Below are 20865 nucleotides of genomic sequence, written 5' to 3' on the forward strand. Positions count from 1 at the left end.
GCCCTGCCGGCTTCCGGCAGGGCCTTTGTCCTATTTCATTGCAGCATCCAGTTTCGCTTTCCAGCCGCCATCGTCCAGTTGCTTTCGGACGAAATCATCGACGGCTGCCTTCAAAGCGGGGTCTTTTCGCACGAGATATGCGTTTTCGAAGTGTGTGAAAGGCTCCGTGACTTTCGTGGGGCACAGTACACCGGGATGAAGCTTGGATTGAAGATCGACTTCTACGCCGTCGGTCACCATCACATCTGCTCTGTTGGCAGCAATTTCATCGAAAATCACACGGTTGTCCGGAAAGACCGCGATCTTCGCATCGGTGAAATGCTCATGGGCAAATTTGTCGTTCGTACCGCCCGGATTGACGATGACGCGTGTGGACGGCTGGTTGATGGCATCGATGCTTGAATACTTGGTCTGATCTTCGCACCGGGCGATCGGCCGCTTGCCGTCCTTGACGTTTGGCACCGAAAAATCGCCGACCTCCGCACGCGCCGCGTCGACGGTTATGCCGCCTACCAAAACATCGAATTTTTTGGCCTTGAAGTCTTCCAGCAGCGTCTTCCATGTGGTTGGCACGAACTCCGGCTCGACACTAAGAGATGCCGCCAGTTCCTGTGCCATGGAGATATCTGCACCCGTCAGTTCACCGTTCGGGCTTTTGTAACTGAAGGGTTTGTAATCGCCGGTCGTCCCAATTTTCAAAACACCTGCCTTCTTGATAAGGGCAAGGGCGCTGTCGTCCGCATGAGCAGAGGCTGTGGTCATAAAGGTTGCAATGATGAGTACGAGCAATGAAGTTTTCTTCATTAATGTGTTCCCCTTGTGCTGTGTCATAATTAATAACGGCCGTTCCGTGTGGGCGATCGGAGGCCATCCTCATTTCTTGTTCAACGAAAAACGGGGCGCAAGCCAATTGTGTGTTTCGTCGAAGAGTTTTATCTTTTGCGTTGATCTGGGCATGGCCAGAAACGACGAAAAAACTGTCAAAAAAGTTTCGTCAAGCGCTTGCCATGGCCGAACAAGATGCTATAACCCCGCTCACTTCCGGGGCAGATTGCTTCTCCGGTACTGACCAAAAGTGAGGGTTCTCATAGAGCCTGTAGTGCCCGAATAGCTCAGTTGGTAGAGCAGCGGATTGAAAATCCGCGTGTCGGTGGTTCAAATCCGCCTTCGGGCACCATTCTAACCCCTTGGTGTTGCTGTCTTTTTCCATATTCAAGCTATTCCTTATAAATTCGGGTTTGACAGAATTTTCAAGATGGTTTGACAGAATTCGTTTTCCGTCTGTTCACTTCGGCGGCGAAATCCTTCACGGCGGCGTTGGTCTGTTTCGACATATCCGCTCGTCTCGAATAGTGTTTCGCCATGGCTTCCGTCTTCTGGCCAAGGACGTTGGCAATGGTCCCGTAGTCCATGTTCATTTCTCGGAGAATGGTCGCCACAGTGTGCCTCAGACCCTTCAAGGTCAGCCCCGGCTGGACGCTGCCTTGCTCCTCCAGTGCCATCCGAACAGGTCGCCACGACGCCCTAAACCCTGAGACAGTCCACGGCTTGCCATGGCTGTTTGCACAGAGTGTCATCGCGGAATGTTCCGGCGCAGCGTCCAGCGCGGCCGAGACAGGGTCTAGGAGAGGCAACAGAACCGCTTCGCCTGTCTTGCCACGCTTGGTGTCGATCATCCCTTTCCGAATAGCCGTGCGGGGCAGGGATATGGCGTCCTGCGGATCGAGGCCGTAGAACATCATCAGCGTGACTGCTGGCAGCATGTGAGAGGGCAGGGCCGCAAGCACGGCGTCCCGTTCGCTGTCCATCCATGGCCTGTTGGCTTCCGGCGCGTTCTTCGGGCGCTTAATGGCCTTGATGCCAGCGGCCGGGTTCTCTTTCACCTCACCCCGCTCTTTCCCCCAGGCGAACAAGAGGGAAAGCACCGTCCGGACATAAGATCCAAACTTACGGCCCTTGCTCTCGCCTGCCTTGTCGCGGATCTTCACGATCAGCGGCGGCTTGAACGCTGTAAGCGGCGTGTTCTCAATGCTTTTGAGGTAATCAAAGCATTTCTGATAATCGGAGCGAGTGCGGGCCGAGATCTCGGTTTGAAATGCTGGACTGGCGCGGTACTTGGTGATGAGAGCGCCGAGGGTGCCAGCCTTCACGGCGTTGCTTTTTTCGTGGAGCTGGCTGATGCGGTAGCACTCGCCATAAAACTCCATCGTCCAGAGTGGGAATTGATCGATGTCGATGGTGCTGCCAGTCTTGCGATGGTAGCAGCGCCATTTGAAAGGCGGCTTCTTATCCTGAAAAATCTGGAAGCCCTTTGGGCGTTTACGATCTGCCATCAACCGAGCCTCGCGATAATAGCGTCATCGCCCGCTGCCTCGCCGCCTTTCAGCGCATCGAGGAAGTCGTCGAGGTCGCGCATATCGTAGACCTTGCCACCGGAAGGCATCGCGATCGGCGTCACGTGGCAATCCACAGGGAAGCGCTTCACTGGAAGGCCGCAATAGTCTGCGGCCTCCCTGAGCGTCAGCATACGCCGAGGCGCAACCCGAATGTTCAATGTTGCGGATGCAGCCATTTCACGGAGCCTTTCTGTGCGTATCGGCACCAATATTAGACATTAAAATCCGCCCTCGCTTTGCCCTGAATATCATCCACCATGGCGCTGACGGCCGCGCGGGGAATAGCGAGATCAGTAAGGGCTCGATCAAGGCACTCAGCGCATTTTTCGATGTGACTGTCATCAAGCCAATCTTTGCTTTGTAGGGCCAACCAAACGACGCGCAGCAATGAGTCGACCCGGTAAAGATCCTCTGTGATGTCAATGAATGGGTCAGCTTTTGCGAGAGCTTCCATAAAATCGCTTCGACCAGTGGAGCTCATGCTGAACCGCCTTCCGGGCAGCAGTCCCGCAGATCGATAAGCTTGACCTGCAAGGCGTCTGAGAGCTTTTCCAATTCAAACGCGGCGTCCCAGATCTCGGCGGAGGCGAAGCCTAGAACTTTGCGTTGATCATCCCCGCAATAGTAGAAGCCAGGACGATCGTTGATTTCACACGACTTAAAAAGAACGTCATCAATCAGGTTTTGGTTGATGATTCCGAAGCAATACAAGCTGTGAAGCTGTTCCTTGAGCGCTTCCATTAACTTGCTGCATTCATGAATTTTTTCAGCAGCACTTGCGCCACTGGCAATTCTCGTTGTATGTATCGCGGGCATAGATTGACCTTTCCAAGGGGTTAGGAAAAGCCGACGCTGGTTCTCAGGCCGTAGCGTCGGCTTTTTTCGTTTCGTGAATTTTTGTGCTCGAATATATGCTCTCAAGTGCCACTATGATCTCAGCATTCATCGATCGCCGATTTTGCAGGGCTGACGCCTTGATTTTTTCTTTGACGTCTTGGGGCAAGCGAACCCCAAGCGGAGGAATTGCACTCATTGAAAGTTCCTTAGGTGACTACACAGTGTAATCGCTACACATTGTAGCTATTGTCGTCAATCAAATTTTAACTACAACGTGAAGTCATGAGCATCAAAAAGCCCGCCGACGAAAAAGTTTCTAATGTTCCACCCTTTGGATTGCGCTTGCTTCCGGAGTTAAAGGACAAAATTGCCAAAGCGGCCTCTGAGAATAATCGCTCTATGAATGCTGAGATCGTTGCGCGTCTCACGCTGACCTTGGAAGAGACGATATGGGAGCGCCAGAAATTTATCGATACGCTCAATTTTAAGCAGCACATGCTCGAAAAAGCAGGCCACATGCTCTTTCGCAATATTGCGGAAATGAGAGCTTTGAAAAATAATCTTGAGTACGAGACCGCCCTCCGGATTTCTCAAAGTAATACTGTAGCTGCTCTCTGCCATGCGATTTTGGATTCTGATGCAGAAGGCCGACTGAAAGAGACAGCAGATTTTGTGTTGTCCGCTGCCATCAATCCAGACACGGTTACCGATATGGATGCCCTGCAGGAGATGTTGGATCGAGAGCTCGGCGACAGCGATGACGTTCCGGCGGACTGGGAAGATTCCCTTTCGGACGAGGATAAGAAGAACCTCAACGAGGCAAAGATGTTTGTGGCTCGCGACGGAGATGTCGAACTGAATAGACTCGGCAACCGACCAAGAAAACAAAAGCCTAAGAAATAGCCCCATTCCTAAGTGCCGATAACCTCTGACTTATCGGAACTCAGCACCCTTCTGTCACTTCATCTAAAAACAAGCAGACGCTATTCTCATGAAATCAATATGGTTGCCCTTGGGCCTGATAGTCGTTCTGATCGGCCTAGCTGTATGGCTGGGAGGCGTCCGCATCTTCGTAATCCAGCCTATAGGCGCTATTCCGAAAGGCGTGACGGCTGTAGTGATCGGAATACACGGCCTGAACTTTGTCGATAGTCCTGACGCGGTATGCGCTCGATTGGGACAACCGAACCTGTTCTGCCGTGGTGCGGCGGCCGCGCGTGTGGCAAATGAGGGAAAGATTATTCTACGCCTTCCTTACAGCGAGACTCTCTATCGGATGACAGGCCCAAAAATGTATTAGGTGAACTGAAAAAGGGTTCGCAAAATTGGCGAACCCTCACCTTGGACAATTTGTCCGTTGCTTACGTGGTGGACAAATTGTCCGTGACGTAACTGGGGAATTTCCCCACCATGCTCATCGCCAAGTTGGCGACGAGGGTTAGAGTTGCCAATCTGGCGACTCTTTCAACGGCCAGCAGCAAGTCGCCAACTTGGCGACATGGCAACGTTCAAGTGGCAAACTTTGCCACATGAGCCTTTGGAAGGCGCATATGGTTTGTGTCGCCTTCACCCACCCGCCTAAAAACCAGCAGATCCCCCGCTTTTTCTGCCTTCTTGACGGCTATTCTAACGGTAGATCGACTGACGCCGGCCCGCGCTGCGACCTCGACATGTGATAGCTCACAGCAATTACGGCGGCTGATTTCGGTGTAGATCGCCACCAGGGCGCGGTTTTCAAGTTCAGAATAGACCATAGAACAGGCTCCCAACAACCAGTTAAAGTGACGATGATCGTCTCGCAGCTTCACGAACCGACTTGACTGCGATGCCAGGGAACTGAGCCCTATCCTTAGCCATCTGCGCCTTGAGTTGCTCGATTTCCGGCCCGCTACCTCGCACGTTGTAGACGGGGGCAAAGCTGACTTGAACAGGCTGTTGCCCTTGTGGCTTCATGCTCGGCAGTGACGGCACCGAAACACCGACCGCGCCGCCGTTGGCGTAACCTTTGAGGCCGCGCCGCATGGCCTCCATTGCGGCGGGACCGCCAGCGGCCGCGACAGCCGCCTTGTCGAAAACGTATTCGCCCTTATGAACGACGCCGGCAGGCTGATATTTACCACCGTCACCAGTGTAGCCCCCCTCTGCAAACAGACCGCCAGGCGCGGAGGGAAATTTGCCGCCGCCGCCGCCAAGCATGCTGAATATGCTACCGAGCCCGCCCCCGCCCCCGCCGCTGAAAAGCTGGTTCAAGCCGCTGTCGAGTAGCCGACTGGCAAGGCTCTTCAAGGCGTTGCCCAACGATTCCGCTGCCGAAGCGCCGTTGAGGAAGCCATCAACCATCGTGCCTGCAAAGTCCTTCGCAGCTTCTCGCGCCTCTTGTGCGGCTTCTGCAAGCCTGTCTGTGGCGTCCTGCTCCCGCTGGATTGCGTCGATCTTGTTGGCGATGGAAAGCTGCTCGTCGCTGGTCGCTGCCGCGCCTGCCTGTCTCAGCGCGTTCATCTTCTCTTGTTGGACCGCAGTCTTGCCGATCAGCGAATATTCGAAATCAAGCTGCGCTATCAGGTCGGTTACGGCCTTGCGTTCCCTGTCGGCTAGATTGGCAGCTCTTTCACGCCCGCGCTCTTCGCCGGGGTCTGTCGGCTTGATGGGAGTGAAGGTCCGGTCTGTTGGCTTCGAGACTTCCGGAAGCCGAGAGTTTCGGATTTCGACAATCTTCTGCTCTTCCTTGGCGATATCTTCGAGGCGCTGCTGATGCTCTCGCAAGTCGGTGTTGTTGACTGCCTGAGACAGGGGATTGCTCATCCCTGCACGTTCAATCTCCCGCTGGCTTTCCTTCGAGGCCAGTATCTTGTTCTCGATTTCTAGCCGTTCAAGCCCCAGTTCGGCGGCGCGTCTGTCGAGCGTTGTGTTATTTTGGTTTTCTACCGAGCGCCAAGCGTCGATGAAATCCACAAGCGAGTCTGCAGCGGAAACAATTGCGCCCTTCAGGTTCTGGCCCACTGTGTTAACGATGGTGTTGAACTTTGCGTCCAGATCAGCGGCGCGCTTTACGAGCTTTTCCTCAATCACGATGCCCAGGTCATTTGCTGCCGTGATCTGCGACCGAATCCCCGCTTCGCCTTGCTCGATGAGCGCAACCATTCGTTCGCCGCCTTGACCACCGAATAGCTCATCAAATATGCGGACGCCTGCCGCCGTGTCTTTCAACTGGCGGGTTCTCTCGACGAGTAGCAGGAGGAACTCAGACGGATTTTTCAGCCGCTCCTGTACCTCCTGAGGTGTCAATCCAAGCCGCTGGAAAGCCTCGGCAGCGCTGCCCTTGCCAGTCACGGCAAACTCGTCGGCTCGCAGCGACAGCTCTTTGAGGCCATCCGTGATGGCGTCAATCGGAATACGGGCTTGTTCGGCCACATAACGCCACTCTTGAAATGCTTCGACCGACACACCTGCGATCTTGGCTTGATCCCCCAGCTCGGCCACGGCTTTCGTTGCAGCCACAAATCCGGAGGTTAACCCGGCTATCCCGCCCGCTGCGACACCTGCGAACAGTCCGGCGCCAAAGCTCTTGAACACACCGCCGATCTTTGCCGCGCTGGAAGCGAACGATGTTTCCATGGTTCGCGCTGCGCTGCGGCTGCGGCGTTCGATATTTGACATATTCTTGTCTACGCCACTTTCGAAGCGCTTTAGCTTCTTTTCAGCGTCAGCGAGGCGCACCTCCATGCGCGTGTACAGAACGGCATCATTTGCCATCGTTAAACTCCTTTACGGCTTTGTTGAGCGCACGGCTGCGACGGCTTCGGAACTTCTTTTTCAGCAATCGATAGGCAGGCCAGTAAAATGGTTGAGCGTTTTGTTTGACGGTCCCGAACTCGGCCGCCAAGGCGTAATCATACTTACCGCCAGCACTTGGCCTGGTCGTCGTCGCACCACCTGCGCGCACCACCTGTCCACCCGTCTCGGTTTCATGGTGCCTGATGCTGTCATGAAGCGGCGTTCCGTCCTCCGGATCTTTGGGGACAAAGCGTTGAGACAGATTAACCCATTCCTGAGCATCCTTCTCAATCGCTTTGTTGACTTCCTTCAGGACCGTTTTAGGAAGCCTTCGGAGCCGCCGCTTGAATTCGGCCATCCCGTTGTTAGCCATCGGCTGTGTCTACGTCTTTGTCAGTGCCGAAAAGGAAAGACTCAACGACCGTGAGAACGGTCGGCATACTCTCGGCAATCGGCCTGTTTTCCACCCAGGTCTTAACCTTGCTGGTCGCCTCGATCGGCGTCATGCCGCCACCAACAAGGCCGAGGTGTAAAATAGACCGAATGTCGATTAGCATGGCGGCTCTGGCCTGAACCATCTGATTGAAGGTAGAAAAAAGGGAGCGGCCGTTGTCACGCTCCCAACTGCATGCGAGCTCCCATGTGAGATTGAAGGTGTATTCACCGTCTCCGAATGGCAGAGTTACTTCGCCGAGAGATTTTGGCGGCGTCATGGATAGATCCTTTGAAGGTTGAGTGAAAGAACGGCGGCTCCCCCAGGAGAAAAGGGAGCCGCTTACTGACCGGATGGGATTGGCCCGATCAGGTCACGTTACCGAAATCACCGTAGGTCAGTGCCTTCGGGTTCTTCACGGCAAAGGCGAGACGTTCTTCGGCAAGAACGGTGACCATGTTGTTGATGAAGTCCTTATCGACGTAACCAACCTCGATGCGCGCTTCCCAGCGGTCGTAGATGGTCGCGGCCTGACGGAAGGCACCGACGAGGAATTTATCCACGGAGATCGCGGGCGTTGAAACAACAGGCAGGCCGAAAAGAACGGGCTGAACAACGGACTGCGGATCTCCCATGATGTAACGGCCCTGACTGTCTTTCGTCAGGCGCATGGCCCACCAGTCAGCAGGATTGACGATGACGCCATCAGGCTCATAGAGGGCAAGAGAGGTTTGCAGCGCGGCGAGGGCAACATTGTCGATCGCCGTTGCTCCGGCAACAACGATGGGAGCGGCATAAGCCGTCGCCTGAGGGATCATTCCGAGCAGATTTTGGCCCGTGCCGTCACCGCTCAGGAGCTGAGTCTCTTCTTTGAGAGCGAGGCCGTAAAGAAGTTCGCTGTCGATGATGCTGGAAAGCTGCGGGACATCATCGAGAACCTGCCGTGACGCCTTCATCCAGTGAGCGATTACCTTCGCGGCCGTTGTCTTGAGTTCGAACTGGAGATCGCTTTCGGGCTTCGTCGCCGTTTCTGCGACCATGCCCGCGTTCAAATTGCGATTGAGCATGTTCGGGTATTCGACAGAACCCACTTCAATCTTGATCGAGGTAAGAAGGTCGCGGACGGTGAGGCGGGTGCGAGGCAATTGATTGACGCTGTCTCTGTACGGGGAAGCCATCGCGCCCGCCGATCCGGCCGCATTCGTTGTTGCTGTGGTGATAGATGCCTTCACGCGCATCTCGCCGGGGCGCGCATTCTTCTGGTCTTTCACGTCGAGGAAGTTTGCGAAACCGTCGCTCTCGACGAAGCTTGCGCCAACTGACTTGCCAGAATGGTTTCCGCCACCAGCGTAATTGGCGCGCGCCGCTTTCTGCTCAAGCGTAGCAATCGATTCATTCATCCCTTCGTGAAGCTTCTTCAGTTTTTCGTCCTGAATGCCAAGCTTTTTCATCACCTCAGCGGTGTGTTCGCCAAACTGCTTTGCGAGGAGTTCTAGCGGCGCGTCGGAGCCTTCGCTCTTTGTCCGCATTTTCGCACTGTCGAACAGATGGAGGGCGGCGCTTTCGGTGAGGGTGCGTTTCGTATGCATGTTCATGTCAGATTTCCTTGAGTTTCTGAGTTGCTTCGCTGATCTGCGCCAAGAGGCGGGACACTTGCTCATTGTCGATTTCTTCATGCTTGGAGAGGGCTTTCCAGCCACCAGACATGACGAGGCGTGCGGCCTGTTTCGACAGGCCACCAGCGCGGAGAATATTTTCGATTTCGTCTTGTGATTTATGCCCTGTGATGCTGGCATCTCGGTTTGCCGGGAACGTGACAGGCGACACCTCGTAAACGTCCAGTTCGATCAGATCGAGGACGCCGTCGCGGTCGCGTTGCGCATTTTTTTCGTGATAGCCGATCGACAGGCTGTCCACGTCACCAGCCGAAATATGCTCGTAAGCGTTTCGGCCTGCATCCGTTTTGAGGTTGATCTGGCCCTCGACAAAGAGGCCTTTTCCATCCTCTGTAGCCCGTGACCATATGCCAATCGGCATATCGGCCCGATGCTGCCAGAGCATTTTTATGCGTGAACCACGCTGGGAGTGCTGAGCGAGACTAGCCTTGAACGCACCAGGCAGAACACGTTCGCCGTAGCTATCGACATTGCCGAAAATCGAGCCGTAGCCAGAGATGCGGCCCGAACTATCGGCCTTGATTTCCAACGCCAAGGCGTTCGAAAACTTAAAGTTTGGGGAGTTTTTTTGCAGAAACACGGCTTCACCTTCGGAAACGTCAAAACACTCGGGCTGTTTGCCCGTTTTCTTGTGCTTCGCGTCCGGTATGGTCGCCGGTCCTGTCGAAGGTGGTTCGTCGCCGTGCGCCCTAGACCAGCCAGTGACGCTTTCAATCGAACCGTGGCAAGAATTGCGCTGAGTCTGCTGATTTGTCAATTGGGGTTTCTCCCCTCGCCAGTGAGGCTGTGGAAAAGTCCGGCCTCGATCTTGTCCGCGACCTCTCGCAACGCGGCGGCGGTCTTGGCGGAACCATCGTTCACAGCGGCCTGTGCGGTCGCGTATGTCAGCATTCGATCGAGGATCATCGGGACCGGCGCGCCGGCTTCCGACGCGGCGAGTTCTGCGGCGCGGGAAATTACCAGGTCGCAGAATTGCTTCTGGCGCTCTGCCGCTTCGCTCTCGATGGTAACTTTGGTGGGCTTCATGGCTTTCCCTTTCTGGACTTGATGAGCGCGAGGAGCTCCCCCTGTGTGGGAGCCCGGCCGCCAAACATTGCGTGAATTTTTGCCCGCAGATCGCGGTTATCTTGGCGGTAAGTCGCCCCGTATCGCAGCGCCCGTTCACGCTTGCATGCTTCCGAGCAAACCTGCCGAGGCCGATCTCCATTTTCAAATTCGGCGTTGCAGATCACGCAAATTCCGACGCGAGGGCCATCGGTAAAAAATACCTCTTTTTCAGTCATTCGGCACCTCGTCGCGCGATAAAAAGAAGCAATTACAATGGCTTAATTTTTCGCTGCGCTCGTAAACCGTCTTTTTCATCGGTTGACGGTAAAAATAATCGCGCCGAAAAAAAATCTCTGAATGAGGGGGAGGCGGGTCTGTGAAAGTGAGGCTTTTCAGACTTTTAGCCCGCCCCCCGGTCTGCGCGTTTGGGTGTCGCTGGTTCGTATCCATCATGCGCCACCAGCCTTCCCAGGCATCTGCGACACGCGCTCGATAACCATGTGGACGCCAGATCCTTGCGTCTTGAGTTCCGCGACAATCGCCGCGCTCTCGATCTCAGGCGTCATGCGCTGGTCGATGACTGAACGGATGGTCTCACCCAGCTTGCCGATCTCGCATTCGATGCGATGTCTCGCCGCCTCCTGCGCAGCCACAACCGAAGGTAGTTGACGCTTGATCGCAGGTCGATGCCTCAAGCTGTCTCTCAAGAGCCCTTGAACCGTCTCGGCTGATACAGTTCGAACAGGCTTTGAGGATGGATGATCGTCACCCCTTCCACTTGCTCCGTCAGCATCATTGAGTTTCTTGGTTGAGTTCCTTGATTGAGTTAGGGTGCAAGAACTTGCACTATGTATGTGCAAGCTTTTGCACTTAGTATGTGCAGGTTCTTGCACTATCTCAGTCTCCGTTTCATCGCCTTCGAACTGTCGAATGAGTGCGTTAAAGGCCTCCCATTTTGGCTGATATCGGGACCGGAAACCGTTCCCGCCGTGCCTTACCTTTACAACCAAGCCGAGCCTGTGAAGCTCATTCGTGGCGTTCACGACAGACCTTCGGCTTGCACCAGATTTGCTCATCAGGCGTTCCGTGCCGGGGTCACACTGCCCCGTTCTGACGTTGAAATGTCCGATGATAATGGCCGCGATCTTCTTGGCATCGCCCGACAATCCGTCAGCCAGACAGATGGCACGGTAGGCAATGGGAAGGTCGTTTTTGCCGGGAAGGTCTGGCTTATCGCTCATCGATAGGTCAGTTGATGCGCTGCTTTCGCGGCGTCCGTGGCTTCCATTGTGGTCAGGATGAACTTGCGGCGTAGGAAGACGAGGACGCTTCCTGATACCTGCGAACGGTTCAGGTAAAGCCACATCGCAGCTTCGCGAACCCGAGGCTGAAAGGCCTCTAAGGAGTTTGACAAATCTCTAGTAACGTACTGATTTCCAGCATCGAGTTTGACAGAATTATCGGCGCAAGTGATTGAATGAGGCTGAACAACACGGGATTGAAAATCCGCGTGTCGGTGGTTCAAATCCGCCTTCGGGCACCATTCTATCTCCTTGATATTGTTTGGTGTTTTGTAATTGTACTATAAGTTAGTTTTCTCGCGTCTAGACATACTTTCGGTTTTCCCTAGACGTTTGGTGTTTTCCTCCTGTTCACCTCCACCTCAAAATTAGCGATTGTTTCTGTCATCTTTTCCAACATATCGGCACGCCTTGAATAGTGCCTCGCCATGGCCGCAACAGTGTGCCGCAGTCCTTTCAGCGTCAGGCCAGGCTTTACGTATCCAGCCTCCTCAGGTTTTACCCGTACAGGACGCCATGACGCCCTGAGGCCTGAAACGGTGCAAGGCTTGCCATACAGGCTGCGATCGATCGACCGCTCCATTCTGTGGCAAGAGGCCACATTAGGCCGAACTTGTAGGTGCCGTCGGCGAAGTTGGCCTCGACAAGTGCAAAGGGTTGTGTAGTCATGTTGTTTTCCATGTGAAACGCCAACGCGAAAGCACGCGCCGGATGGGCGCGTGGTGGGGGGCGGTGGTGTTGGTGTGGAACTGCCGGTCTTGGCAAACGTTCCTACTGCAATCAGGAGAGATCAAATGAAACTTCTCACAGCATCGCTTTGCCTCGTATCGTTGGGAATCCTGAGCGGATGCGTAGACGGCCCCGGCTACCGTGGCAGCCCAGCAGCCCGCGACCAGTCATGCGGCATGGGCCAAGATGACGTGTCTCACCCCTACGCTGGTCGTTGCGACTGGCGTCGTGAGAACGGTAGGGACTGGGCTAACAGCGGATCCAGCGACAGTGACTCCGTCTACGTGAGAGGTAGATAGGGGGCCTATCCGAATTCGGGTCTACACCCTTTTTCTGGCATCAACGTATGTCGTCGCGGCCGTGCCAGCGGGATATGCGCGAAAAGTGTGGTGCTATAATTTCCGAATCGATTGCTGAGTGTGCCTACTCGGAATAAACTTCACCCGATGAAGTGATGATCTGCCATTTGCCATCCACGCTGTTCATTGATACCAGGCGGCTGTCGTCGGGGAGGGCAGAGCCGATCTGGACGAGGAACATGCCGGATTTGTCTTCGATGAGTGCGCGGCCGTTCGAGACGTGCAGGAGTTTGAAGCGTGTACCGCCGGGGAAGGGCTGAGAGGGTCCGCTGTCGGTTTGGCTTTCGCCAGTCCCGCCCGTCGGAAGGGTTGCGGTGGTCAGGGGATCGAGTTGCAATGCTACCGTGTCGGCTTTGTTGTCGGGCGGCGTGTCTTTATCGAAGTGCGGCGCAACAGCGGTCACACCACCGCCTTGGCGTTGCGGTACGTGCTTGAGCGCTTCCCAACCATTGCCGCTGATGCCGAATTTCTCCGGGTTGAAGAACACATACCATGGCAGCGCAGCAGCTGTGGCTGCAATGACGAGGAGGCCGCCGGTCAGGTAACGGTCAAAATCCCGGATAGACCGTCTTTGGCGTGCATCGCGGGCCAGATTTTCGTTAATTTTCGAATGGATCAGATTCATGGTCATCCCCGCCGCTGTAAAGGCGCTGGCTGATTGTTGACGGGTGCGTTGCGCAACGCATTTGCAAGCTCGGCATAGGCGTCGATAACGGTCCGGTCGCCCGGCGATTGCTTGAGTACATCGTAGACGAACGGAACTTGTTTGACGGCCATATCGAGTTCGGCATCCACGCCGGGTCGATAGCCGCCGATCAGACGCAAATCCTTGGTTTCTTCGTAATTGTGAATGAGCGATTTCAACCGCGAGACCAGCTTTTGCTGGTCGGGCGTCCAGGCCTTGTGCGACAGGCGCGAAATGGAGGCGAGCGGGTTGATCGGCGGATAGCGGCCCTCATCGGCCAGAGCGCGGTCCAGCACGATGTGTCCGTCGAGAATGCCACGGGTCGAGTCGGCGATGGGGTCGTTGTGATTGTCTCCATCAACCAGAATGGAGATGATCGCGGTTACTGTTCCCGTGCCTTCCGGGCCGGGTCCGGCGCGCTCCAGCAAACGGGGCAATTCGGTGAAGACAGAGGCAGGATAGCCACGCGCAATAGGCGGCTCTCCGGCGGCAATGGCCACTTCGCGAATGGCGTGGGCGAACCGCGTGATGCTGTCTGCAATGAAGAGGACATTTTCGCCTTTGTCGCGAAAGTGTTCGGCAATCGTCATGGCCACCAGCGGCGCCATTTTGCGCAACATAGGGCTCTCGTCGCTGGTTGCGACGATGGCGATGGATTTCTGCATGTTGTCACCGAGCGTGTCCTCGATGAACTCACGAACTTCGCGACCACGTTCGCCAACGAGCGCAATGACGACCTTGTCAAATGCATCGGCGCGGGCAAGCATGGAAAGCAGGGTGGATTTACCAACGCCCGAGCCGGCAAAGATGCCCAGACGCTGACCGAAGCAGAGGGGTGTGAAGATGTCGATGGCTTTGACGCCGGTGCGGAAGCCCGAAATGACCCGGCTGCGCGTCATCGACGGTGGCGGCAGTGCCATGACCGAACGTTTTCTAGGTCCCTTCAGAAGGGGGCCTTTATTGTCGATGGGTTTGCACAGCGAGTTGATGGTGCGCCCACACCAGCTGTCATCAGGCTGAACGCGGAATTCGCCTTCGCGCAAGACCACATCGTTGACGCCGATCGGGTCACCAGGTTCGATGGGGCACACATAGATCAGGTCCGGTTCGACACGAACCACTTCACCCAGATGCAGGCCCGTGGCGCTCTTGTGAACGACGAATTCGCCGAGCCGCACATGTTCCGAAAGACCGCTGACCGTGTAATGGCCTGCAGCGATGGTTCTGACCTTGCCGCCGCGCGACATCGGCATGCCGGCGGCGACCTGCGCCTCCATCATTTGTGCAAGTGCTTCCAGTTTTGGAAAGATGTTCGGCCGTGCCAGTGGCGCGACCAGGATGTCCCCATCCATTTCCGTATCTGTTACTGTCTCGATATCGGGTTGGGCTTCCATCTCAGTCAGCCGCCGTTACTGTCCGCCACCAAGGGTGCGGATGGCCTGCGCGAAGGAATCTTCCGTCGACTTCATCAGCGAGGAGATGCCTTCGAAAGCGCGGTTGACCTGAACAAGCTGGGTCATCTGGCTGATGGCGTTGACATTGGATTGTTCTGCATAGCCCTGCATGACGCCAACGGCCGAATTGTCGACCACCGGCTGCGGCGCTTCGGAGAAGATGACGCCACTGTTTTCATAGCGCACAAAACCCTTCTTCGCATCAGCGGAGAAAAGGCCGAGCTGCGCAACTGTGGTGCCATTTTGAACAATACGGCCATCCGCACCGACGGTCGGCGTGCCACCGGCGAGGTTGAGCTGTATAGGCGCGCCACCAGCATCGATAACTGGATAGCCTTGCGTGGAGACCAGCTCGCCCGTTACCGACATGGAGAAGCGACCATCGCGCGTCATGACCTGGCCGGCTGGCGTGTTGATGCCGAACCATCCATCCCCCTTGACCGCGAAATCAAGCGGGTTGCCGGTCTTGATCATTTCACCGTTGCGTGTCGAAAGATAATCGCTTCCCTGCGTCACGAAGGAAATGTCGGCCTTCAGATCGTTGCGCGTCTGGCTCATGACCTGGTCGAACTTTACTTCCGTACCGCGAAAACCGACCGTGTTCATGTTGGCGATATTGTCGGCAATGGTAGTCAGGCGGCGTTCCAAGGCAATCTGGGAGGAAATGCCGACGTAAATTCCTGATTGCATGGTGCTCTCCTGTTCGGACAATGAAGAAAAGGCGCACTGCTTCACAGCAACCTCGTATCTGCCCCGAAACTAGAAGCGCTGGCTTGTGCGAAGCTTTTGAGCGCGACCATGGGACGAGGGGTCTAGGCTGAGCTGGTATTGCTTGGAATGCGGGCTTGGAAACAGCCGTTGATAGCCAGCCTCGCACAAGGCATGTCACCTATCCCTGAAATGCGAAATTGGCATCAGACGCGAGCTTCAGATGAACATTCTTATCGGATTAGTGATTACCTTCGGCTGTATTATCGGCGGTTACATGGCCATGGGCGGTCATTTGGACGTGCTGTTCCAGCCATTCGAGCTTGTCATCATCGGCGGCGCTGGTATCGGTGGCTTCATCATGGCCAACCCCATGAAAGTGGTGAAGGACAGCGGTAAGGCACTTGGCGAAGCATTCAAGTTTGCCGTCCCCAAAGAGCGGAACTATCTGGACGTTCTGGGTGTCCTTTATTCGCTGATGCGCGATCTGCGTACGAAATCGCGCAACGAGATCGAAGCTCATATCGACAATCCGGAGGAATCCTCGATTTTCCAGACCGCACCATCGGTTCTGAAAAACAAGGAGCTCACGTCTTTCATCTGCGATTATGTTCGCCTCATCATCATCGGCAATGCGCGCAGCCACGAGATCGAGGCGCTGATGGACGAAGAAATCGAAACCATTCTGCACGACAAGATGAAGCCCTATCACGCCATTACCGCGATGGGCGATTCATTCCCCGCCATCGGTATCGTGGCCGCGGTTCTCGGCGTTATCAAAGCGATGGGCAAGATCAACGAATCGCCTGCGGTTCTGGGCGGCCTCATCGGTGCTGCACTCGTTGGCACCATGCTTGGTATCATCCTGTCCTACTCCATCTGTAATCCTCTGTCGGCGCAGATAAAGATCGTGCGCACCAAGCAGCACCGTCTTTACATCATCGTGAAACAGACCTTGCTTGCCTACATGAATGGCTCGGTCCCGCAGGTCGCGCTGGAATACGGACGCAAGACCATTTCCAACTATGAGCGTCCGTCCATCGATGCCGTGGAGCAGGAAATGATGAACCCGGGTGGCGACCAGAAGGCGGCTTGATGATGGCAAATATTGCCCAGACCACTGTCACGACCATGGAACCGGCACTTCTCGCGAAGTTGACGGGTGGCCTTGGCGACAGCAAGAAAGTTGCCAAGATTGGTGCTGATATGGGCCAGCTGTACAGCAATTTTCTGCCCGATATCTTTCACAGCGAGACGGGCATCACCATAGAGGTCGACTATGTCGGCTGCGAATCAGGCCTGATGACCGATCTTGTTCGCAAGCTGGGCAAGGATTTTGCCGTGGCAGACTGCTCGTTGCGCAACTGGTGCCCCAACTTCATGATAGCGACCAGCACGTCCTTCATCATGGCATTGATGGAGCGGATGCTGGGTGCCGCCCCTGATACGGTTATTGAGGCTGAAGTGCGGGCGCTGTCGCAGATCGAGCTTGATCTTGCCGCACTTGTCATGGGCCGCATCGGTGACGTGCTGCGCTCCGGCGTCAACGCGCAAGGCGGATTCGAGACGACGGTCAATGCGCCTTTCAACGGTAATGGCAAGAGTGCTTTCGAAGAGGCCATGGCCGCACAATTCGGCATGCTCGTTCGGCTGAAGGTGGAGATCGGCAAGGTCGCCAGCGAGTTCGTGCTGGTCATTCCTCAGCGCACCCTATTGAAGACGACGATCGTCGCGCCAAAACCATCGGCGCAGGCGATGAAGAAGCAGGAAGAATGGGTGGAGATGATTTCCGAGCAGGTGAAACGCTCGCAGGTCACGTTGGAAGCCAAAATCCGCTTGCAGAGCCTGACACTGAAGACGATCTCGCGGCTGGTGGAAGGCGATGTCATTCCGTTTCGCGATATCCGCCAGGACGACATCTGCGTCGAGGTCAGCGCCAATGGCGCCAACATGTACAATTGCGAATTCGGTCGCGCAGGCGATCGATACACGGTTCGGGTCAAGAATAACGTCTCCACGGATGACGAAATTCTCAGACATTTGATGGGTTAAATCCTGAACGCGCCTCCCCAAGAGGCATGGGCAGCTTGACGCAAGTTTCAAAGGGAATAATTAGCGCATGGCTACGAAAAAGACACCAAAACCCGAAGACGACTTGATGGCGTCGCTGAATGATCCAGCCGATCTGGACCAGGCGATCGGCGATCTGCGCGGTGTGCTGAAGAGCGATTCGGAAGGATCGCTGTCCGACTTCGGCGATTTTGGCGACTTCGGCTCGACAGCAGCCGAACCGGAAAGCAACGATCTTGCTGCTTTCGGCGGTGGCATGGATACATTCGGAATGTCCGAGTTCGGCTCTGCCGAACCGGTCATGGGATCGCCATCGCCGTTGGGCAGCGGTCTTTCGGATAATCTCGATCTGATCATGGATATCCCCATCGATGTGCAGATCGTTCTGGGCACCAGCCGCATGCTGGTTTCCGGATTGATGGGACTTGAAGAAGGTGCGACCATCGCGCTTGAGCGTCGAATCGGTGAGCCTGTTGAAATCATGGTGAATGGCCGATGCATTGCGCGTGGCGAGATCACCGTTCTGGAAGACGATGATACACGGTTTGGCGTGAAGCTGATCGAAGTTTTGAGTACGAAGAAAGCCTAATCCCTGTGGGGACGGAGAGGAAAGACCATGATGGACTTTGAAGATTTCGGTAACCCTTTAGCAGGGAAACCGTTGTCTCAGGCCGATAAGGCCGCCGCCGTACTTCTGGCGATGGGAAAAGGCGTGGCCGGGAAACTCCTCAAGTTTTTCACGCAGGCCGAGTTGCAGACCATCATCAATTCAGCCCAGACGCTGCGGGTCATTCCTCCCGATGAACTCGCAGTGATCGTGGCTGAATTCGAAGACCTGTTTACCGAAGGCACTGGCCTCATGGACAATGCCAAGGCCATCGAGAGCATTCTCGAAGAAGGATTGACACCGGAAGAGGTCGACGGCCTTCTCGGTCGCCGTGCGGCATTCCAGTCCTATGAAACATCGATCTGGGACCAGCTGCAGGATGCAGACCCATTGATCATCGGCAAGTTCCTGATGCGCGAGCACCCGCAGACCATTGCCTATATCCTGTCCATGTTGCCATCGTCTTTCGGTGCAAAGGTTCTTCTGACCATTCCCGACGAGCAGCGCGCCGACATCATGAACCGTACGGTCAACATGAAGGAAGTCAGTCCGGCCGCTACGCAGATTATCGAAAAGCGTGTCTTGAACCTGATCGTGGAACTCGACGCGGAGCGCAACGCAGCCGGTTCGACGAAGGTCGCCGACCTCATGAACGAACTCGACAAGCCGCAGGTCGATACCCTGCTCAGCTCGCTCGAGACCCTCAGCAAGGAAGCTGCCAACAAGGTCAAGCCAAAGATCTTCCTGTTCGAAGACCTTCTCTACATGCCGCAGCGCAGCCGTGTTCTTCTGCTCAACGACGTCTCCGCCGACATTCTCACCATGGCGCTTCGCGGCGCCACGATGGAAATCAAGGAATGTGTCTTGTCGTGCATCAGCCCGCGCCAGCGTCGCATGATCGAATCGGACCTGGCCGTGCCAACCGCGTCTCTCAACACCCGCGAAGTGGCGATTGCCCGCCGCGCCGTTGCGCAGGAAGCCATTCGCCTGGCCAATTCAGGCCAGATCCTGCTCAAGGAAGCCGCCCCGGCAGAGCAAGCCGCAGCGGCGTGATCTCTCGCCGGTTGATAACCCTGTGTGGTAGCGACGGGTGGGTTGCGGGCAAAGGTTGGCCTCTGTAACCTGTCGATAACGGCCTGCCGATTCCGGCGGGCCTTTTTTGTGCAGGGGACGTGTCTTGTCAGACGGCGAAGACAAAGACAGTAAAACAGAAGAACCCACAGAAAAGAAGATGACCGATGCGGTGGAGAAGGGCAATGTCCCCTCATCGCACGAAGCGTCTCTCTTCGCTTCGACGCTCGCTTTCTACATCTATCTCGTTTTCTTCGTTCCTGATGGTATCAAGAGACTGGGCGAAACGCTCAAAGACATCATAGAGCGACCCGAACAATGGCGCATGAACACCGCCGCCGACATGGTGTCGCTGGGGCTGCACCTTGCCAAGGAAGCCAGCGCGCTCCTCATGCCCGCCGCGATCATGCTGATCATTTTCGGTCTGGGGCAGTCTTTCGCACAGAACCTGCCGCAGTTCGTTCTGGACCGGATCACCCCTCAGGCGTCACGAATATCGGTCGTTAAAGGCTTTCAGCGCATCTACAGCGTCAATGGCATGGTCAATTTCGGCAAGTCGCTGTTCAAGGTGGTCGTCGTTGCGATCATCATGGTCATGGTTTTGAAGAGCGATTACTACAATCTTCTCAATGCCCTGATGGTAGACCCGCACAGCATCATGACGACGGGCTATGAAATCCTGAAGAAAATGGTGATTGTCGTTCTGTTTTCCACGGGCATTCTGGCCGTGGTTGACTATTTCTGGACCAATTATAAGTGGCACAGCGACCTGCGCATGACCAAGCAGGAAATCAAGGACGAGCACAAGCAATCGCAGGGTGATCCGGTCGTGAAAGCTCGTCAGCGTTCGATCGCGCGTGACAGGGCTCGCCGCCGCATGATGGATGGTGTCCCGCGTGCGACACTCATTATCACCAACCCGACTCACTATGCGGTTGCCCTGCGCTATGTAAAGGAAGAAAGCGACGCGCCCATTGTCGTCGCCAAGGGCCAGGATCTGATCGCTCTCAGGATCAGAGAGATCGCCACCGAGAACGGAATTCCGATTTTTGAGGACCCGCCGCTTGCCCGCTCCATGTTTGCGCAAGTCTCGGTGGATAGTGTCATACCGTCAGTATTTTATAAGGCAGTCGCGGAACTTATCCATAAGGTTTACGCCACACGCCAAAGCAAAAGACGGGTAAACTGATCAGTATGAAAAAGTGCTCATATTCGGCTGAGAGAGAAGAAATTTTGGCTCGCGCGATTAGCCCAGTGGCCGCCGAGCTTCGTTTGATCGATGCGGGAGATCTCATCTCCCTGTTGAAGTTTGAGTATTACAGCAGCCTGTCCGATCTCGTGGATTCGGCTGCGGAACTTTATTTCCACCCGGGTACCGTCTATTTTGGAATTGGCGGCGATTATTCGCTCGATTGGGACACCTATCCCGAAATCACGCTGGATCTGGAAATCAAGCCGAAAGGCGTGACCATCTATGCGCAGTTGATGCTGGGAAAGGACCAGGCTGGTGTGAATATCAATCACATCAATTTCCAGAATCCGTCAAACGACCCGAACGAAAATACGGCGTTTCTGGCCGATAGTCTGCGACACGCAACCTTCTACCGCACGACCGACACTCCCGCAGCTACAATCACGCATTAGGCGTTGCGCGCGACGACCCTTCACATCTGAGATGATCGATACGCCGTCACCGAGGATCGCAAGCGGTCCTCGGT

Annotated in this window: 25 protein-coding genes, 1 tRNA gene and 1 pseudogene; 8 read left to right on the forward strand and 19 right to left on the reverse strand. The window is 55.4% G+C overall.

From position 1 onward, the window contains the following. Positions 1-30: 30 nt before the first annotated feature. Positions 31-804, reverse strand: a complete 774-nt coding sequence (locus GGQ73_RS03290; RefSeq protein WP_183893966.1) for a transporter substrate-binding domain-containing protein — start codon at positions 802-804, stop codon at positions 31-33. Between the two features lie 297 nt (positions 805-1101). Here GGQ73_RS03290 and GGQ73_RS03295 point away from each other — a divergent pair. Continuing rightward, a tRNA-Phe gene (locus GGQ73_RS03295) sits at positions 1102-1177 on the forward strand. A gap of 73 nt (positions 1178-1250) precedes the next feature. On the opposite strand, the gene GGQ73_RS03300 is transcribed toward GGQ73_RS03295, so the two are convergent. From GGQ73_RS03300 to GGQ73_RS03320, 5 genes are read right to left on the reverse strand one after another with little or no spacing between them, the layout of a single operon-like run. Continuing rightward, positions 1251-2333, reverse strand: a complete 1083-nt coding sequence (locus tag GGQ73_RS03300; RefSeq protein WP_183893968.1) for a tyrosine-type recombinase/integrase — start codon at positions 2331-2333, stop codon at positions 1251-1253. Next, positions 2333-2572, reverse strand: coding sequence for a hypothetical protein (locus GGQ73_RS03305; protein WP_234910875.1), 240 nt, complete (start codon positions 2570-2572; stop codon positions 2333-2335). Before GGQ73_RS03305 ends, GGQ73_RS03300 begins: the two co-directional genes overlap by 1 nt. 35 nt (positions 2573-2607) lie before the next feature. Next, positions 2608-2877 (reverse strand): hypothetical protein, encoded by a 270-nt coding sequence (locus GGQ73_RS03310; RefSeq protein ID WP_183893970.1) that lies wholly within the window; start codon positions 2875-2877, stop codon positions 2608-2610. Further along, a complete protein-coding gene (locus GGQ73_RS03315) occupies positions 2874-3212 on the reverse strand; it encodes a hypothetical protein (protein WP_183893972.1) in 339 nt (112 codons plus the stop codon). Before GGQ73_RS03315 ends, GGQ73_RS03310 begins: the two co-directional genes overlap by 4 nt. A gap of 43 nt (positions 3213-3255) precedes the next feature. Beyond that, positions 3256-3429, reverse strand: coding sequence for an Arc family DNA-binding protein (locus GGQ73_RS03320; protein WP_183893974.1), 174 nt, complete (start codon positions 3427-3429; stop codon positions 3256-3258). Between the two features lie 86 nt (positions 3430-3515). Here GGQ73_RS03320 and GGQ73_RS03325 point away from each other — a divergent pair, with 86 nt between their 5' ends. Then, positions 3516-4136, forward strand: a complete 621-nt coding sequence (locus GGQ73_RS03325; protein ID WP_183893976.1) for an Arc family DNA-binding protein — start codon at positions 3516-3518, stop codon at positions 4134-4136. Between the two features lie 605 nt (positions 4137-4741). Here GGQ73_RS03325 and GGQ73_RS03330 read toward each other — a convergent pair. The 13 genes and pseudogenes from GGQ73_RS03330 to flgF form a co-directional block, all read right to left on the reverse strand. Next, the gene (locus tag GGQ73_RS03330) at positions 4742-4987 is read right to left on the reverse strand and encodes a GntR family transcriptional regulator (RefSeq protein ID WP_183893978.1); all 246 of its coding nucleotides are present in this window, start codon (positions 4985-4987) and stop codon (positions 4742-4744) included. Positions 4988-5009: 22 nt separating this feature from the next. Continuing rightward, positions 5010-6986, reverse strand: a complete 1977-nt coding sequence (locus tag GGQ73_RS03335; protein WP_183893980.1) for a phage tail tape measure protein — start codon at positions 6984-6986, stop codon at positions 5010-5012. Next, the gene (locus tag GGQ73_RS03340) at positions 6976-7365 is read right to left on the reverse strand and encodes an HK97-gp10 family putative phage morphogenesis protein (protein ID WP_183893982.1); all 390 of its coding nucleotides are present in this window, start codon (positions 7363-7365) and stop codon (positions 6976-6978) included. The genes GGQ73_RS03335 and GGQ73_RS03340 overlap by 11 nt, the downstream gene beginning before the upstream one ends. Before the next feature lie 7 nt (positions 7366-7372). Beyond that, positions 7373-7720: a gene transfer agent family protein gene (locus tag GGQ73_RS03345; protein WP_183893984.1), complete on the reverse strand. Its 348-nt coding sequence runs from the start codon at positions 7718-7720 to the stop codon at positions 7373-7375. Positions 7721-7808: 88 nt separating this feature from the next. Next, complete coding sequence (locus GGQ73_RS03350; RefSeq protein ID WP_183893986.1) at positions 7809-9035, reverse strand: phage major capsid protein; 1227 nt, start codon at positions 9033-9035, stop codon at positions 7809-7811. A 1-nt stretch (position 9036) separates the two neighbouring features. Beyond that, a complete protein-coding gene (locus GGQ73_RS03355) occupies positions 9037-9873 on the reverse strand; it encodes an HK97 family phage prohead protease (protein ID WP_183893988.1) in 837 nt (278 codons plus the stop codon). Continuing rightward, a complete protein-coding gene (locus GGQ73_RS03360) occupies positions 9870-10142 on the reverse strand; it encodes a hypothetical protein (protein ID WP_183893990.1) in 273 nt (90 codons plus the stop codon). Before GGQ73_RS03360 ends, GGQ73_RS03355 begins: the two co-directional genes overlap by 4 nt. A gap of 470 nt (positions 10143-10612) precedes the next feature. After that, entirely contained in the window at positions 10613-10858 is a 246-nt protein-coding gene (locus GGQ73_RS03365) for a hypothetical protein (protein ID WP_183893992.1), read from the reverse strand. Between the two features lie 321 nt (positions 10859-11179). Further along, a pseudogene (locus GGQ73_RS23320) lies at positions 11180-11404 on the reverse strand (helix-turn-helix domain-containing protein); the annotation flags it as partial. 558 nt (positions 11405-11962) lie between these two features. Beyond that, positions 11963-12133 carry a hypothetical protein gene (locus tag GGQ73_RS03370; RefSeq protein ID WP_183893994.1) on the reverse strand — a complete coding sequence of 57 codons (171 nt, stop codon included), beginning with the start codon at positions 12131-12133 and terminating at the stop codon, positions 11963-11965. A 483-nt stretch (positions 12134-12616) separates the two neighbouring features. Then, positions 12617-13177, reverse strand: a complete 561-nt coding sequence (locus GGQ73_RS03375; protein ID WP_183893996.1) for a flagellar protein — start codon at positions 13175-13177, stop codon at positions 12617-12619. Positions 13178-13179: 2 nt separating this feature from the next. Next, on the reverse strand, positions 13180-14517 hold the full coding sequence (gene fliI / locus GGQ73_RS03380; RefSeq protein ID WP_234910884.1) for a flagellar protein export ATPase FliI: 1338 nt from the start codon (positions 14515-14517) through the stop codon (positions 13180-13182). 129 nt (positions 14518-14646) lie between these two features. Beyond that, entirely contained in the window at positions 14647-15381 is a 735-nt protein-coding gene (gene flgF, locus GGQ73_RS03385) for a flagellar basal-body rod protein FlgF (protein WP_174152051.1), read from the reverse strand. A 241-nt stretch (positions 15382-15622) separates the two neighbouring features. Between flgF and motA the strand changes: the two genes are divergently transcribed. The 6 genes from motA to GGQ73_RS03415 all read left to right on the forward strand — a co-directional run bounded on the left by motA (position 15623) and on the right by GGQ73_RS03415 (position 20791). Then, on the forward strand, positions 15623-16495 hold the full coding sequence (gene motA, locus GGQ73_RS03390; protein WP_174152052.1) for a flagellar motor stator protein MotA: 873 nt from the start codon (positions 15623-15625) through the stop codon (positions 16493-16495). After that, positions 16492-17451, forward strand: coding sequence for a FliM/FliN family flagellar motor switch protein (locus GGQ73_RS03395; protein WP_412762948.1), 960 nt, complete (start codon positions 16492-16494; stop codon positions 17449-17451). Before motA ends, GGQ73_RS03395 begins: the two co-directional genes overlap by 4 nt. A gap of 67 nt (positions 17452-17518) precedes the next feature. Then, positions 17519-18058 (forward strand): flagellar motor switch protein FliN, encoded by a 540-nt coding sequence (gene fliN / locus GGQ73_RS03400; RefSeq protein ID WP_174152054.1) that lies wholly within the window; start codon positions 17519-17521, stop codon positions 18056-18058. A gap of 27 nt (positions 18059-18085) precedes the next feature. Next, positions 18086-19129 (forward strand): flagellar motor switch protein FliG, encoded by a 1044-nt coding sequence (fliG, locus tag GGQ73_RS03405; protein WP_174152055.1) that lies wholly within the window; start codon positions 18086-18088, stop codon positions 19127-19129. A 124-nt stretch (positions 19130-19253) separates the two neighbouring features. Continuing rightward, positions 19254-20336: a flagellar biosynthesis protein FlhB gene (flhB, locus tag GGQ73_RS03410; protein ID WP_174152056.1), complete on the forward strand. Its 1083-nt coding sequence runs from the start codon at positions 19254-19256 to the stop codon at positions 20334-20336. 5 nt (positions 20337-20341) lie between these two features. Continuing rightward, the gene (locus tag GGQ73_RS03415) at positions 20342-20791 is read left to right on the forward strand and encodes a hypothetical protein (protein WP_183894000.1); all 450 of its coding nucleotides are present in this window, start codon (positions 20342-20344) and stop codon (positions 20789-20791) included. Positions 20792-20865: the final 74 nt, after the last annotated feature.

The organism is Rhizobium skierniewicense (genome assembly GCF_014196515.1).
In the GTDB taxonomy this organism is placed as follows: domain Bacteria; phylum Pseudomonadota; class Alphaproteobacteria; order Rhizobiales; family Rhizobiaceae; genus Agrobacterium; species Agrobacterium skierniewicense.